Genomic DNA, 14192 nt, shown 5'->3' on the forward strand with positions numbered 1-14192 from the left:
GCGGTACTTCACAGCCCAGTGGCTGGCGTGGACGCTGCGGCCGTGGGGTCGGTGATCATGATGGACATGAACAGTGAGTCCCTCTCCGCGATCACCCCGGTGCGCCGACGTCGCAGTAGTGCCACCGCAGGCGGTCCCGGGGAGGCACCTTCTTCGGTGCCTTTTGTGCCAGCGGGACCTGGTCGCGCAGCGAGTTCTTCAGCAGCAGATCCGGGTGGCATCCCCGATAGTGTGCAGGCTGCTCGTTCCCGACTGTTCCCCCGACCGACGGAAACTGCGCAGGTTCGGCACAGTAGGTCTGCCGCACAGGGGTCACGGTCACGGGGCTCAGGGGCACGAGGCTCACGCCGATTCACACCTGATGCGCCGCCGCGGGTGCGCAGGCGGCTGCGTCCAGGAGGTCTCTATCGCTGGGTGCGCAGGTTTCGGGTCCCGCTGGCTCTGCTGCTGGGACTCTGCGCGGCCGCTTCGGCGCTGCTTGCCACCGAAAGCTCGAGCGCTCAGACCACAACGGCTGTCCGGCTGGTCTCCGCGGTGCCGGCCGGTGAGGTGCTCACCGAGCAGCTGCTGGAAGAACTGGAAACGGATGCAGCAGCGGTGCCCCAGGGACACAGCGGTGATCTTGACGATTATCTTGGCGAAACGCTGGCGGCCGCATTGCCTGCCGGAGCAGTGGTGCACCCCTCTCAGCTGGTGGGTCCAGGCTTGCTGGAAGGCCATCCTGCTGGGACGGTGGCCGTACCGGTGCGGCCAGCCGATACCGCATTGATCAGTTTGCTGACTCCGGGTCAGCGGGTGGATGTGCTGGCTACTTCGGATTCCCCGGAATCAACGGGCGGCACGCAGCGGATCGCCCATGATGTCCCGGTGCTGTGGATCCCGCAGGATCCGGCTGAGAACTGGCTCGGTGGGGGAGGGGATTCACAGCTGGTGGTCATCCTCGCAGTGGACACCAACACTGCAGAAGCCATCGCCGATGCCACATACCAGGGCAGGATTCACCTGAGTCTGGTGGGTGAATGAGGTGGCGGACAGGGAGCGGCTCAGGCTGCCGATGCGGAGGTGGTGCTCGCGGCAGAGGTAGACGTGCTGGAGGCTGAGGAACCGGAGGTCGATGAACCGGAGGTGGAGTTCGAGCTGGCTGAGCTTGAGGTGGTGGAGTTGGCGGTGCTGGAGCTGGAACTTCCGCGCGAATCCGTGCGGTAGAAGCCCGAGCCCTTGAAGGTCACACCCACGTTGCCGAACTTCTTGCGCAGGGTTCCCTGGCATTCAGGGCAGACCGTCAGGGAATCTTCGCTGAAGGCCTGCACGATGTCGAAGGCGTGGGCGCAGTCCTTGCACTGGTAGGCGTAGGTGGGCATTCCTTCTCCAAAAGGGTTAGCACTCGATTGTTTCGAGTGCCAATTATAGGGCGAAAACCCGGTACTCCGTGGCCGCCCGCGAGACGCGCAGATCGTGATCCTCCACCGGGAAGGATCCAGGGTCAAGAACTTCTCCAGAATGCACTACGGCGATGACCTCGCACCCCAGACCCGGATGCTCGGCGATGAGGTGGTCCAGTCCAGCCAGCGTGGTGTCGTAGAAGCCGCCGCCCTGACCCATTCGGGCACCATTGGTGTCGATGGCCAAGGCAGGCACCAGGATCACCAGCTGCGCTGGGGGGTCGGTCGGTTCCGGCAGCAGCGGACTGCGCCAGGGGTCAGGAGCGTCCAGGTGCAGCTGGGCAGCGTCGGCAGCGAGTTCAGCGAGACTTACGGGGCAATCATCGGCTGGCTCCAAGACCGGAATCAAGGCGCCGGGTTGCAGAGCGATGCCAGGATTCCACCAGCCCCAGCGCAGTTGGCGGCTGCCGGTTGAGTCAATCATCGGCAGGTATACCGTCCCGTAAAGACCAGAATGTGCGTGCAGAAACGGCATGACATCGGGCTCACCGGGAAGTGGGACGTATCCGGCCACCACGGCCTGTGGGTTGATATGGGCCTGCAGAGCATCGCGGAGCATGAGTCCGCGCCGGGCGATCTCCTGGGGGCTCAGCTGCGAGCGGGAAGCACGCAGGCGCCGTCGTACCTGTTGCTTCTGCTCTTGGACAGCATCTCTCACTGGCGGGCTCCTAGATCCATGACTGGATCCACATCCGCATCCGCCACTGGTCATACGGGACCAGCTCTGCGGTCCAGATAGGCCAGAAGAAGACGCTCACCGCCACCGCCAGCAGGACAAAGCACAGCACCAGCACCGTATTGCGCTGTCTGGCGGTGGTGATCGCCAGCTGGCTGCGCGGTGAGCCATCGCCGCCGGTGGCGGAGGTACCCATTCTCAAGACCAGCGCGGCCAGCGCCGTGATCGCCAGGATCACAAAGGGGTGGAAGCTGATGGTGTAGAAGAAGAACATGGTGCGGTCCGGGAACAGCAGCCACACCGCATAGCCGGCCAGATAGCCAGAGAGGATTGCGCCATAACGCCAGTCGCGGCGCCCCAGCCACAGAGCGATCACCACGATGAGCGCCAGGAGCCCGGTCCACCAGATCAGCGGATTGGCTAAGTCCAGCACCGCCGAGGAACACGTCTCGACCTGGCAGAGTGCCCCGGTGTCCGCATAGGTCTCACCCTCGGAGATGCTGCGGTAATGGACCGAGACCGGCCTGCCCATAAACAACCAGGTCCAGGGATTTGAAGCGTACTCATGACCAGAATCCAGGCCGGCATGAAAATCAGTGGCAGAGGTGTGATAGTTCCACAGTGAACGCAGCGGTCCTGGTACCAGAGTGCCCAGGCCGGTAGCCGGGTTCTCCTGGTGCCACAGTCGTCCCCATCCACCAGTTGTCGCCAGCCAACCGCTCCAGGAGGCCACATAGGTCACCAGCGCAATCGGCAGCACCGTCACCACAGCCGGCACACCATTACGCAGCAGTCCGCTGCTCAGCCAGGCGGAGATCCCCACCGTGCGTCGGGCCTGCAGATCCCACAGCACAACCATCACCCCGAACACCGCAAGGAACGCCAGTGCCGAGAGTTTCACCGCCACCGCGCAGCCCAGCAGCACAGCAGCTACCAATTGCCAGGGACGCCACCACATCCAGGGGCCATTTCGGAGCCGAGCCGGGTCTTCAACCTGGGCAGCCCAGTCCGCCAGGCGTCGTCGTGAGCTGTAGCGGTCCATCAGCAGCGCTCCGAAGGCGGCCAGGACGAACAGCATCAGGAAGATATCCAGCATGGCAATCCGCGAAAGGACCAGGTGGTGGCCCTCAATAGCGGTCAGCAGACCAGCGAAGCCCCCTAAGAACACTGAGCGGAACATCCGCTGAGCGATCAGCGCAATCAGCAGCACGCCCAGGGTGCCCGCGATAGCGGCTGAGAACCGCCAACCCAGCGCGGAGTCCACACCGAAGAGCCGAATCCCGATGGCGATCAGCCATTTGCCCAGCGGCGGGTGGACTACATAGGAGCCCTCATCACTGGGCTGCGGGTCCCCGGCTATCCAAGCGTCATTGGCCTCTTCCGGCCACACCAGCTCATAGCCTGCCTGCAGCAGCGCGTAGGCATCCTTCGCGTAGTAGGTCTCATCGAAGACCAGCGCGTGCGGATTGTTTAAGTCCCGTAGTCGCAGAATTCCGGCGAAGACGGTCACCACTGCCGGTACCAGCCACCCCCACAGGCCTGGGGAGTAGGCAACGGCACCCAGTCGCTGCTCCCATAGGGCACGGCGGTCGGTGGCGGTCGCGGCAGGGGAGTTAGCGGAGGTCACTCTCGGTATGCTATCCGGGCAGCACTCCACGGGCACGGCAGAACAGGCGGGTAAGGGCGATATGACTCAACAGGCAGAAGCTGAAGGGCTATGGGATGCTCCGATCGTGCTGGCAGCCACTCCGATTGGGAACCTCGCCGATGCCACCGACCGGCTGAAGCAGCTGATCAGCTCTGCGGAGATCATCGCCTGCGAAGATACCCGGCGCACCCGTCACCTGATCAGCGCCTTAAGCGTGCGCAGCAGCGCCACGCTGGTGAGTCTGCACGAGCACAATGAGGCCTCTCGCTCCGCAGAACTGATCGAACAAGCACGGGCCGGGGCGCGCATTCTGATGGTCTCCGATGCCGGGATGCCCGCAGTCTCGGATCCGGGTTTCAGGTTGACTGCCGCAGCCATCGACGCCGGGGTGGGAGTCACCGTGGCCCCGGGAGCATCAGCAGTCACTACAGCGCTGGCGCTGTCCGGGCTGCCCACGGACCGCTTCACCTTCGCCGGATTCATCCCGCGTAAGCACAGTGACAAACAGCAGCTGATCCTGCGGCTGCGCAGTGAAGACTGGACCACGGTGCTTTTCGAGTCACCGCACCGGGTGGCTGCAGTGGCGGCTGAGCTGGCCGAGGGGCTCGGGGAGAACCGCAGAGCCGCCGTCGCCCGTGAGCTGACCAAGAAATACGAAGAGGTGCTGCGCGGGACCCTGGGCGAACTGGCTCAGCAGCTGGCCGAGCGGGCGGAAACACCCGGCGGGCTCAAAGGAGAGTTCGTGCTGGTCATCGCCGGAGCAGCCGCCGGCGACCGGAAAGATGAACCTGCTCCCAATGTGGACGAGCTGGCCGGCGTCGTTCTGGAGCGTGCGGCGGCTGGAGAAAAACTCAAAACCGTGGCCAAAGAACTCGGTGCCAGCCACGGCATTTCTGCCAGCGAGCTTTATGACGCAGCTCAGAAGCTCAAACAGCGCTGACCTCAAACCCGGGCCAAGTTACCGATTAGTACGTATATAGACTGGCGGCGTGACTACTGAGCCCCGCCCCGCTGCCCGCGAGACTGACACTGCGTCGGTCCACGAGTCCGCTCATGAACATCTGGTGCGTATCGCCGACGATGTCAACGTCACCGACGGTGTCCTGGACTTAGCGCGCAGGAGCCCCCGGCACACTGTCTACGCGGTGCGCAACGGCAGCGGCGGCTGGTTGGACGTGTCCATCTCAGCCTTCCTCACAGAAGTCCGGGCGGCGGCCAAGGGGCTCATCGGGCTCGGGGTGGCGCCCGGGGACCGCGTAGCGGTCATGTCAGCCACCAGCTATTCCTGGGCGGTTCTGGACCAGGCCATCTGGTTCGCCGGCGGAGTGTCAGTTCCCGTTTATGAGACCAGCTCCGCCCACCAGGTCGGACAGCTGCTGGCTGACTCCGAGGCGAAGCTGTTGTTCCTCGGAGACGCAGACCTCAGGGACCGGGCCCAGGCCGCCGCGCAGACCGCTGGCTGGGAGGATACTGACGCCAAGATCCTGAGCATGAGTGGTGCTGCCGCTCTGCAGGCGGTGGCCGCCCACGGTGAGAACGTCACTGACCAGCAGCTGGAGGCCGCCCGCTCAGCGGCAGGAGCAGACGACGTCGCCACCTTGGTCTATACCTCCGGCACCACCGGAAAGCCCAAGGGCGTACGCATCACCCACCGCAACCTTGCAGAAGGGGCCGCTAACCTGCTGCCCTTTGCGGAGGCGATCCTCGGCGAAGGCGAATCCCGCACACTGCTGTTCCTTCCGCTGGCTCATGTGCTGGCCCGCGCCGTGCAGCTGGTATGTCTGCACCGCGGTGTGCAGGTGGCCCATACCGGTGACACCGCCACTCTGCTGGAGGATCTCGGCTCCTATCGACCCACCTGGCTGCTGGCGGTCCCGCGGGTGTTCGAGAAGGTCTACAACTCGGCCTCGGCCAAAGCTCATGCAGAAGGCAAGGGCAAGATCTTCGATGCCGCGAAGAACACCGCCATCGAATACGCCAAGGCGGCAGAGGCCGCAGCCCACGGCGTTGGCCCCGGCCCTTCGCCGTCGCTGAAGGCCAAGCACAAACTGTTCTCGGTGCTGGTGTACTCCAAGCTGCACGCGCTGCTGGGCGGCAATGTGCGCTACATCGTCTCCGGAGCATCCCCGCTGAACCCGGAGATCGGCTACTTCTTCACCGGCATCGGAGTGCCGCTGCAGGAAGGATACGGGCTGACCGAGTCCACCGCGCCGATCACTTTGAATACCCCCGGCGCCACCCGGATCGGAACCGTGGGCCTGCCGGTGCCCGGTCATGCAGTGCGGATCGCCGAGGACGGCGAGATCCTGCTGAAGGGCTCAGTGGTCTTCGACGGCTACCACAATAACGACGACGCCACCGCTGAAGCTTTCGACGAGGACGGTTGGTTCCGTTCCGGTGACCTCGGATCCCTGGACGCTGATGGATACCTCTCCATCACCGGACGCAAAAAAGAGCTGATCGTCACTGCCGGTGGCAAGAACGTCTACCCGACGCCAATGGAAGAGGCAGTGCGTGCCCATCCACTCATCAGCCAGGTGGTCGTCGTCGGAGATGGGCGGCCGTTCGTGGCGGCACTGGTGACCCTGGACCCAGAAGGCATACCGGTCTGGGCCGCTGAGCACGGTTTCGGTGAGCTCAGCATGTCTGAAGCGCTGGCTGATCCGGCGGCCCGGGGTGCGCTGAGATCCGAGGTACAGGCGGCAGTGGATGCGGCCAATGAGAAAGTCTCCCGCGCGGAGTCGATCCGGAAGTTCACCCTGCTGGACACCGAGCTCTCCGAAGAGTCCGGGCACCTCACCCCGTCCATGAAGCTCCAGCGGCAGAAAGTCATCAAAGACTTCGCTGAGGCCGTCGAGGAACTCTACGCCTAGATGGAAGGTCGTCCTGTGAAGGTCCTGCTGCCAGCTGATCTGGAACTCCCAGTGATCAGCATTGACGGAGCCGAGTTTGTCAGCCTCGATCTTCGCGGCACCATCCCTGAAGAACACCGCAACGCCGAAGCGATCGTGGAATGGGGGACGCCGGCTCCGCTAGTAGCACAGACCCTCGCGCAGCTCCCCGCGCTGCGCTGGGTCCAGAGCCTTTCGGCCGGACCCAATCACGTCCTGGCACAGGCCCCCGACCACGTGTTGGTCACAGGCGGCAGCGGCCTCCATGACAAGCCCGTCGCCGAGCACACCTTGGCGCTGATTCTTAGCGGTCTGCGTCGAGTGCACCTGGCGGTCCGCGCCCAGCAGGAACGCCGCTGGGCAACTGAGCTCGGCGGACTGCAGCCCGAATATGACCCCCACGCCGTGACCACGCTGCGCGGCGCGCGAGTGCTGATCTGGGGCTACGGCAATATTGCCCGAGAACTGACCGGGCATTTGCGGGCCCTCGGCGCTACAGTCACCGGCGCGGCACGCAGCCCACGGACCGAGAACGGTGTCAGCGTGGTCGGAGCCGAGGGGCTCGAGGAGGAGCTGAAGCGCACCGATGTACTGGTGATGATCCTCCCCGGAAGTGATTCCACACACCATGCACTCAACGCCAGCAGGCTCGCACTGCTGCCGGCCCGCTCCTGGGTAGTCAACGTGGGGCGCGGCACGGCAATCGATCAGCAGGCCCTGCTCGAAGCGGTACGAGAAGGCAGGCTGGCTGGTGCTGCACTCGATGTCACCGACCCCGAGCCGCTGCCGAGCGATTCGCCGCTGTGGTATGAGCCAGGCATCATCATCACCCCACACGCTGCCGGGGGTCGGCCGCTGGATGCTGCGCGACTCATTGAAGCCAATGTGCGGGCCTACCTGGCGGGGGAGCCCCTGCGAAACGTGCTGCAGGCCGGGAGCCCGGCCTAGACCTGAGTCGGTCCCGGCGGGCCGCATAGGTGAGGGCGCACTAGACTTACCTGTTGATGAGCAGCAAGAGTGTGACTCCCGGCCAGACGCCCCCGGCCTATATGCCTAGTACCACTGTGCCCGAGGTGCCAGAGCAGCAGGCCCAATCCGAATCGGCCTCCCCGGCGGAGCGCGCTGCGCTCAACGGCGTGGGCGAATCCGGTCAGGAGGCTCCCCGCCGCAGCCAGGCGGAGGAGAAATCCGGTAAGAAGCGCCGCCTGGAATATCCCCCCGCCCCCGAGCCGCTGCCGGTCCCAGTGATCGATAACCACGCGCACCTTGACTTCCGCGATGGGCTGGTCCGGGTCACCGTCCAAGAGCATCTGGATTCTGCAGAAGCTGTGGGTGTCACTGGCGCGGTGCTGGTGGGCTACGACGTCGCCAGCTCGGAATTCGCCGTGACCGCCGCTCAGCAGGAGCCGCGCGCCAAGGCCGCCGTCGCCCTGCACCCCAATGACGCACCCATTCTTGCCGAGGCGGGGGAATACGACGACGCCTTCGCACGTATCGCTGAACTCGCTCAGGACCCTGAGACGGTGGCCATCGGCGAAACCGGCCTGGACTACTTCCGTACCCGAGAATCCCGCCGTCCGGCCCAGCACCGCAGCTTCCGTGACCACATCGCCCTTGCTGCCGAGCGTGGACTGGCCATGCAGATTCATGACCGTGATGCCCATGAGGATGTCGTCGCCATCCTGAAGGACGCCCCAGAGCTGCCGCGTTCCGTGGTCTTCCACTGTTTCTCCGGAGACGAGCAGCTCGCCCGGATCTGCAATGAGAACGGCTGGTACATGAGTTTCGCCGGCACCGTGACCTTCAAAAACTCCGATGGACTGCGTGAGGCCCTGAGCATCGCGGATCCACAGCTGATCCTGGTGGAGACTGATGCTCCGTTCCTGACCCCGCACCCCTACCGCGGTCAGCCCAATGCGCCTTATCTGATCCCGCAGACGATGCGGATGATGGCCGAGGTTCGCAGCGTGCAGCTCTCCGCCCTGTGCCAGCAGGTCATGTTCAATACCCAGCAGGCTTACGGACAGTGGGTATGAACTCCATGAATCGCGACGACGCAGACCAGACCCGGCCAAGTCAGAAGCGGGATCTGCCACAGCTGCCGCAGCTGCTCAGTGCAGCCCATATCCGGGACCTTGCAGACGGCCTGGGGATCCGCCCCACCAAGCAGTGGGGGCAGAACTTTGTGATCGACCCCAACACCATCCGGCGGATTGTGAGCTTGGCAGAACTCGATGGCACCGAACATGTGCTCGAGGTCGGACCCGGCCTGGGGTCACTGACTCTGGGGCTGCTGGATGAAGCGGCCAAAGTGACCGCCGTAGAGATCGATCCGAAACTGGCCGCACAGCTGCCCGAGACTGTGGCTGCCATGCGCCCGGAGCTGGCGCAGAACCTGACGGTGATCAGGCAGGATGCGCTCAAGCTTCAGGAGGGATCACTGAATGCGAGGGTGATCGGCGGGGAGAGCTCCCGGGCCGATGCCACCGCAATGAGCGGTGAGTCCGATGTCTCCCTGGGGGCGCCGGAGGTGCTGGTGGCGAATCTGCCCTATAACGTAGCGGTGCCTGTGGTGCTGCATCTGCTGCAGATCCTGCCTTCACTGCGTAAGGGCCTAGTGATGGTCCAGGAAGAAGTGGCAGACCGAATGTCTGCTGCCCCCGGGTCGAAGATCTATGGTGTGCCGAGCGTCAAGGCTGCCTGGGATACGCATATGCGCAAGGCCGGTGTGGTCGGCAAACGGGTCTTCTGGCCCGAACCGCGGATCTCCTCAGGACTGGTGCGCTTTGACCGGCACGAACCGGTATCCGCTCAAGTGACCCGCGAAGAGGTCTTCGCGGTGGTGGACGCTGCCTTCGCACAGCGGCGCAAAACCCTGCGCGCCGCACTGGCAGGGCTGGTGGGATCCGGGGATGCCGCCGCCGCGGCACTGCAGGAGGCCGGCGTTGACCCCTCCGCTCGCGGGGAGACCCTGGATGTCCATGCCTTCGCCCGGATTGCCGCAGCGCTGCGCCAGCGGCAGGACGACGCCGCGTGAACTGGCAACGTCGGGTGAGCTGGCAACGTCGGGTGAGCCGGCGACGTCGGGCGAACGTGTCAGTGCCCACCGTTAGGGTGGGATGACATGCGAGACAGCGAATTCTTCGGTCACGTAACCGCCCTGGCACCGGGCAAAGTGAATCTCAGCCTGCGTGTGGGGCCCCCGCGTGAAGACGGCTATCACGACGTCGCCACGCTGTACTTTGCGGTCTCGCTGTACGAGGAGATCACTGCAGCCCCGCGGGAAGACGGTGCCATCACCATCAGCATCTCCGAGCGTTCCGCTTTCACCGGGGTGGAACACACTGATCCTGACACCGGGGAGACCGTTACTGCGGAGATCCCGTTGGACGAACGGAATCTCGCATATAAGGCTGCTGCGTTGCTGCGCGAGACTCTCCGCCAGCGCGACGCGTCGACTCTGACTTTCCCGCGCCGCGACGCCACCGGTGAACTCCTGCAGGGCCCGCCCCAGTACGGAGTTGATCTGACTATCACCAAGAATGTCCCCATTGCCGGAGGAATGGGCGGCGGATCCGCGGACGCTGCCGCAGCACTCTTGGCCTGCTCCGCGCTGTGGGATGCCGGACTGTCCAAGGAACAGCTGGTTGAACTCGGTGCTGAACTGGGGGCTGATGTTCCCTTCGCTATCCTCGGTGGTGCCGCAGTCGGCCAGGGCGTGGGGGATGAGCTCTCTCCGCTGCTGACTCACGGGGAGCTTCACCTTGTCATAGTCCCGGCCACCGCCGGACTGTCCACCCCGGAGGTGTACCGGCAGCTGGACTCCATGCGGGAGGCTGCCGGCATCGAAGCAGAGGCACCTGAATTGGATGCGGATCTCGTACGCGCAGTCAGCGCGGGGGACGCCGAACTGATTGCCACCTTGATGGCTAACGACCTGCAGGCCCCTGCGGTCTCCATGATTCCGGCCCTCGATGACATGCTCGATGCTGGACTGACAGAAGGCGCGCTGCAGGGCATGGTCTCTGGTTCCGGTCCGACGCTGGTGTTCCTGGCTCGGGATGCCGCCGCTGCAGCACAGTTGGCCACCGGACTAGAGGAACGTACCGATGTCTGGGCGATCCCGGTGACCGGCCCCGCATTGGGTGCCCGCCTGCTCTGACGTCCGTCCGAGGTTCTAGCCAGTGACGGTGGTGGTGATACCGGTGGCCAGCGACAGGACCGCCCCCAGGAATGCCAGGGCAATGACGACTCGGCGAACCAGACGTTCACTGACCCGATTGCGGATCTTTGTGCCAATAAACAGGCCCACGATCACCGCGGCCAAGGAACCAACCCAGAACCACACTGGCAGCTGCGGAAATTCACTGCCGCTGAAAGTGACTTTGGTCAGCAAACCCGTGACTGAGAGCAGCACCCACAGCGGCTGCATTGTTGCGGCGAACGAGACCACACCCCACCTGCTGATGACTGCGTAGACCGTCATGGCAGGTCCGCCCACTCCTGCAAGCACCACTCCTGCACCGGCGCCGACGCCGGTGAGCAGCCGGGTCCCGGTACCGTCAATCTGAGAGCTGCTGCGGCTGAACAGCAAGGAGATACTCAGCCCGATGATCACCGCACTGGCCACCACAATGTAGAGCGGGCCCTGCGGCATGATGGCCGCAATCCACCCGAAGAGCGGCATGACCGCCACCGCGGCCGGGGCGATCCAGAGCAAACGACGCCATTCGATATACCGCCACACCATCGGCAGCATCAGAAGCGGTGCTACTCCGCCGAGCACATTCGCCAGCATGACTCCACTGTGGGGGCCCACCATGACCACCAGGAAAGGGGCCAGCATCATGGCGAAGCCCATACCGGTGACCCGCTGAAGAGCGGTAGCCAGCACCACCATTCCGATGATGATGACAGCCACCAGCACACCTTCAGACATCAGCACCTCACCGCAGAAACAATAGAACCCTTGCCGCCGGATCACCCCAGGCCAACGCCTGATCCAAGCGGCACCAAGGTCCTACCTTACGCCTGTGCAGGGAAGGGATGAGAAAGCGTCGTCTTTGCCGCCCAAAGGGCGGCACTAGCTCAGCGGGACAACGGGCTAGAACTCTCGGGTGCCGCCACCGCGCAGAGACACGATCTCAGTGCCGGTGAGGTTGCCGATCTGCCGGTTCAACAGTTCACGTCCTCGATCCGAGAGCAGCTCATCGTGAATCGGAATACTGACTTCTGGCACACCCAATGCGCGTACAAACTCCACCTGCTCCTTCATGGCAGCCCAGGGCCCCATGATCGGCAGCGCCAGCACATCCACACCCGTCGGGGCTGCGTCACCGGGCACCGCCTGCAGCGAATCCCCGGGATGGAAAAAGACCGGCTCACCTTCGGCGTGCAGCACATAGCCCAGGTTGTGGATTCGCGGGATATCGGCGTGGATCACCGCATGGTCACCCCCGACAGCGTTTATTGTCAGGCCTCCAACCTGAATCTGTTCACCCGGGGTCAGCGGCACCGCACCGGGGAGTGTGACGGCATGGGCGACGTCGTCGGCGGTGTAGACCAGGGCCTGCGGGTTGGCCTCCAGCAGTGCCGGGGCGTGGTCGGGATCCACATGGTCGGGGTGCTGGTGGGTGATCAGCACTGCGTCGAGGTCGGTCACCCCGTGCCAGTCGGTGCTGAAGGCTCCCGGATCGATGAGAACTCGTGCCCCGGCAGCCTCCACCAGCACACATGAATGGCCCAGATGAGTGATGCGCATGCGGCCAGCCTAACGAAACTGCAGGCTAGGGTGGAGGGATGGAAGCGGTCGCAATTGTCTTTGGTCTGGTCTTCGCTGCGCTGTTCCTGGTGGGCGGGGTGATGGTGATCGCCCACCTGCCGAAGTGGCTCAGCGGAGAGTCTGCGCCGGTGCTGGACCAAGCAGCTGTGCTGCAGCTGCTGGCCGATGTCACCGCTGAGGCTCATGTCCAGGGAGCAGAAGCCCAGCGCGCCGTGGAGGAGCTCCGTGAGCTGGCTCCGCAGCTGAGCAAAGAGGAATGGCAGCTCTTTGAAGACCGCTACCGGGAAACTCTGGAAGTGTTCTCCTCCGGACAAAGTGAGGTGCAGGCGCAGCTGGAGCATCTGGATCGCATCTTTCGCCGCGACCGGGTGATCGGGCAGGCCCGGCGGGAGCTCCGCGAGGACTGACCCCGTCACCTGTTGCCCCGGCAGCGCTGAACCCGGTGCCCATCAGAGATGCCCAGGCCGATAGACTCCAGCAGATGGGCGAACTCACTGAAGATGCCGCGGAGCTGAAGAAACAGTTCACCGCCACCGGATATGTGGTCAGCGCTGATGGCAGCAGAATGCTGATGATCTTCCACCGCGGCCTGACGCTGTGGCTACCCCCGGGAGGCCATGTGGATCCTGATGAGTTCCCCGGTGATACCGCGCTGCGTGAGGTCTGGGAGGAGACCGGGGTGCGGGCCCGGCATGCCGGAACTCATACTCTGGACCTTGGCGCTGGCGGGAGGAAAGAGATGCAGCTGCCCACGCCTTTCGCTATGGCGGCACAGCGGATTCCCCCTTCGCCGAAGGATCCGGAGGAGCATATCCACATGGACCTGATGTACCGGCTCGAGGCCGACGACGACGCCCCGCTGACCGCCGCTGAAGCAGAGGTCAGCGACGTCGGCTGGTTCACCCGCGAGCAGATCGATCAGCTGGACACCCCAGAGAGTGTGCGTCGGTTCGCGCACGCTCAGCTGCTCTGACCCAGTTTCTCTGCCCCAGCTTTTCTGACCCGACCACAAGTCCAGTGGTCACTTTGTCCGTTATTCGCACGGTTTTAGCCGGTTTTAATGGACGAAATGACCACTCAACCTGCTGGGCGAAGAAACGCGCGGACCGCAGGCCTAGTCCCGGTCAAGCAAGCGCTGGAACAACAGGTGATCCTGCCACTGCCCAGCAATCTTCAGATACTTCTCCGCCAGCCCGATCTTCTGGAACCCCGCCGTGCGCAGCACTGTCTGCGAGGCCTGATTATTGACCAGCACGGAGGCCTGAAGCCTATGGAGCCCGTCATTGGCGGCCATTGAAAGGACCTGGCGAGTAGCCGCCGTCGCAATCCCACGCCCGGTATAGGCCTGATCTACCCAGTACCCCAGATGCCCGCTGAGGAAGGGGCCGCGCACGATGTCAGTGATGTTGAACCGGCCGATGATCAGCTCGCCGTCTTCCAGTATCAAAGGCAGTGACCGTCCGGCCTCACAGTCGGCGATCTTGGCCTCCACATCCTCGGCCTGACCAGCAGCAGTGAAGTAGAAATCATCACGGGCCGGTTCCCAGGGCGCCAGGTGTGATCGGTTGCGGATGTAGGCCGCAGCCAGGGGCTCTGCGTCCTCGGGCAGCAGCTCACGCAGAATTACTGAGCCCTGGATGCGGTGTCCATGTGTCATTGGCACAGTGTAGGCCGCCTGTGCGGCGGCGATGCCGCAGAGCGCCGTCGGGACGGTTGCGCTTTGCGCGCCATGGGATCTCGAGTGGACGATTTG

The 14192-nt window shown here is 64.2% G+C and carries 16 protein-coding genes; 9 read left to right on the plus strand and 7 right to left on the minus strand.

Translation table 11 applies throughout. From position 1 onward, the window contains the following. Window positions 1-8: 8 nt before the first annotated feature. Window positions 9-221, minus strand: a complete 213-nt coding sequence (locus tag ABEA23_RS04770) for a hypothetical protein (protein ID WP_345476930.1) — start codon at window positions 219-221, stop codon at window positions 9-11. A gap of 193 nt (window positions 222-414) precedes the next feature. Here ABEA23_RS04770 and cpaB point away from each other — a divergent pair, with 193 nt between their 5' ends. Continuing rightward, window positions 415-1023, plus strand: a complete 609-nt coding sequence (gene cpaB, locus ABEA23_RS04775; RefSeq protein ID WP_049897842.1) for a Flp pilus assembly protein CpaB — start codon at window positions 415-417, stop codon at window positions 1021-1023. 20 nt (window positions 1024-1043) lie between these two features. Here the strand turns inward: cpaB and ABEA23_RS04780 are convergent, their stop codons facing one another. The 3 genes from ABEA23_RS04780 to ABEA23_RS04790 are packed head-to-tail and all read right to left on the minus strand — an operon-like array spanning window position 1044 to window position 3745. Continuing rightward, window positions 1044-1361 carry an FmdB family zinc ribbon protein gene (locus ABEA23_RS04780; RefSeq protein WP_345476931.1) on the minus strand — a complete coding sequence of 106 codons (318 nt, stop codon included), beginning with the start codon at window positions 1359-1361 and terminating at the stop codon, window positions 1044-1046. A gap of 43 nt (window positions 1362-1404) precedes the next feature. After that, a complete protein-coding gene (locus tag ABEA23_RS04785; protein WP_345476932.1) occupies window positions 1405-2100 on the minus strand; it encodes a 5-formyltetrahydrofolate cyclo-ligase in 696 nt (231 codons plus the stop codon). 10 nt (window positions 2101-2110) lie between these two features. Next, a complete protein-coding gene (locus ABEA23_RS04790; RefSeq protein WP_345476933.1) occupies window positions 2111-3745 on the minus strand; it encodes a dolichyl-phosphate-mannose--protein mannosyltransferase in 1635 nt (544 codons plus the stop codon). 61 nt (window positions 3746-3806) lie between these two features. On the opposite strand from ABEA23_RS04790, the gene rsmI reads away from it, so the two are divergent. The 6 genes from rsmI (at window position 3807) to ABEA23_RS04820 (ending at window position 10819) form a co-directional block, all read left to right on the plus strand. Then, entirely contained in the window at window positions 3807-4706 is a 900-nt protein-coding gene (gene rsmI / locus ABEA23_RS04795) for a 16S rRNA (cytidine(1402)-2'-O)-methyltransferase (protein ID WP_345476934.1), read from the plus strand. A 49-nt stretch (window positions 4707-4755) separates the two neighbouring features. Beyond that, window positions 4756-6639: an AMP-dependent synthetase/ligase gene (locus tag ABEA23_RS04800; protein WP_345476935.1), complete on the plus strand. Its 1884-nt coding sequence runs from the start codon at window positions 4756-4758 to the stop codon at window positions 6637-6639. Beyond that, complete coding sequence (locus ABEA23_RS04805) at window positions 6640-7605, plus strand: NAD(P)-dependent oxidoreductase (RefSeq protein ID WP_345476936.1); 966 nt, start codon at window positions 6640-6642, stop codon at window positions 7603-7605. It abuts the gene before it with no gap. 188 nt (window positions 7606-7793) lie between these two features. Further along, window positions 7794-8693, plus strand: coding sequence for a TatD family hydrolase (locus tag ABEA23_RS04810; protein ID WP_425577122.1), 900 nt, complete (start codon window positions 7794-7796; stop codon window positions 8691-8693). 5 nt (window positions 8694-8698) lie between these two features. Then, window positions 8699-9694 (plus strand): 16S rRNA (adenine(1518)-N(6)/adenine(1519)-N(6))-dimethyltransferase RsmA, encoded by a 996-nt coding sequence (gene rsmA / locus ABEA23_RS04815; protein ID WP_345477081.1) that lies wholly within the window; start codon window positions 8699-8701, stop codon window positions 9692-9694. Window positions 9695-9781: 87 nt separating this feature from the next. After that, the gene (locus tag ABEA23_RS04820; protein ID WP_345476938.1) at window positions 9782-10819 is read left to right on the plus strand and encodes a 4-(cytidine 5'-diphospho)-2-C-methyl-D-erythritol kinase; all 1038 of its coding nucleotides are present in this window, start codon (window positions 9782-9784) and stop codon (window positions 10817-10819) included. A 15-nt stretch (window positions 10820-10834) separates the two neighbouring features. Here the strand turns inward: ABEA23_RS04820 and ABEA23_RS04825 are convergent, their stop codons facing one another. Both ABEA23_RS04825 and ABEA23_RS04830 read right to left on the minus strand, forming a co-directional pair. Then, window positions 10835-11596 carry a sulfite exporter TauE/SafE family protein gene (locus tag ABEA23_RS04825; protein WP_345476939.1) on the minus strand — a complete coding sequence of 254 codons (762 nt, stop codon included), beginning with the start codon at window positions 11594-11596 and terminating at the stop codon, window positions 10835-10837. Window positions 11597-11761: 165 nt separating this feature from the next. Continuing rightward, window positions 11762-12418, minus strand: coding sequence for an MBL fold metallo-hydrolase (locus tag ABEA23_RS04830; protein ID WP_345476940.1), 657 nt, complete (start codon window positions 12416-12418; stop codon window positions 11762-11764). A gap of 38 nt (window positions 12419-12456) precedes the next feature. Here ABEA23_RS04830 and ABEA23_RS04835 point away from each other — a divergent pair, with 38 nt between their 5' ends. Both ABEA23_RS04835 and ABEA23_RS04840 read left to right on the plus strand, forming a co-directional pair. Continuing rightward, window positions 12457-12846 (plus strand): hypothetical protein, encoded by a 390-nt coding sequence (locus ABEA23_RS04835; RefSeq protein WP_345476941.1) that lies wholly within the window; start codon window positions 12457-12459, stop codon window positions 12844-12846. Window positions 12847-12920: 74 nt separating this feature from the next. After that, a complete protein-coding gene (locus ABEA23_RS04840) occupies window positions 12921-13412 on the plus strand; it encodes an NUDIX hydrolase (protein WP_345476942.1) in 492 nt (163 codons plus the stop codon). Window positions 13413-13553: 141 nt separating this feature from the next. On the opposite strand, the gene ABEA23_RS04845 is transcribed toward ABEA23_RS04840, so the two are convergent. After that, window positions 13554-14096 (minus strand): GNAT family N-acetyltransferase, encoded by a 543-nt coding sequence (locus ABEA23_RS04845; RefSeq protein ID WP_345476943.1) that lies wholly within the window; start codon window positions 14094-14096, stop codon window positions 13554-13556. Between the last annotated feature and the right edge of the window lie 96 nt (window positions 14097-14192).

This window comes from Nesterenkonia rhizosphaerae (genome assembly GCF_039544555.1).
Classification (GTDB): Bacteria; Actinomycetota; Actinomycetes; order Actinomycetales; family Micrococcaceae; genus Nesterenkonia; species Nesterenkonia rhizosphaerae.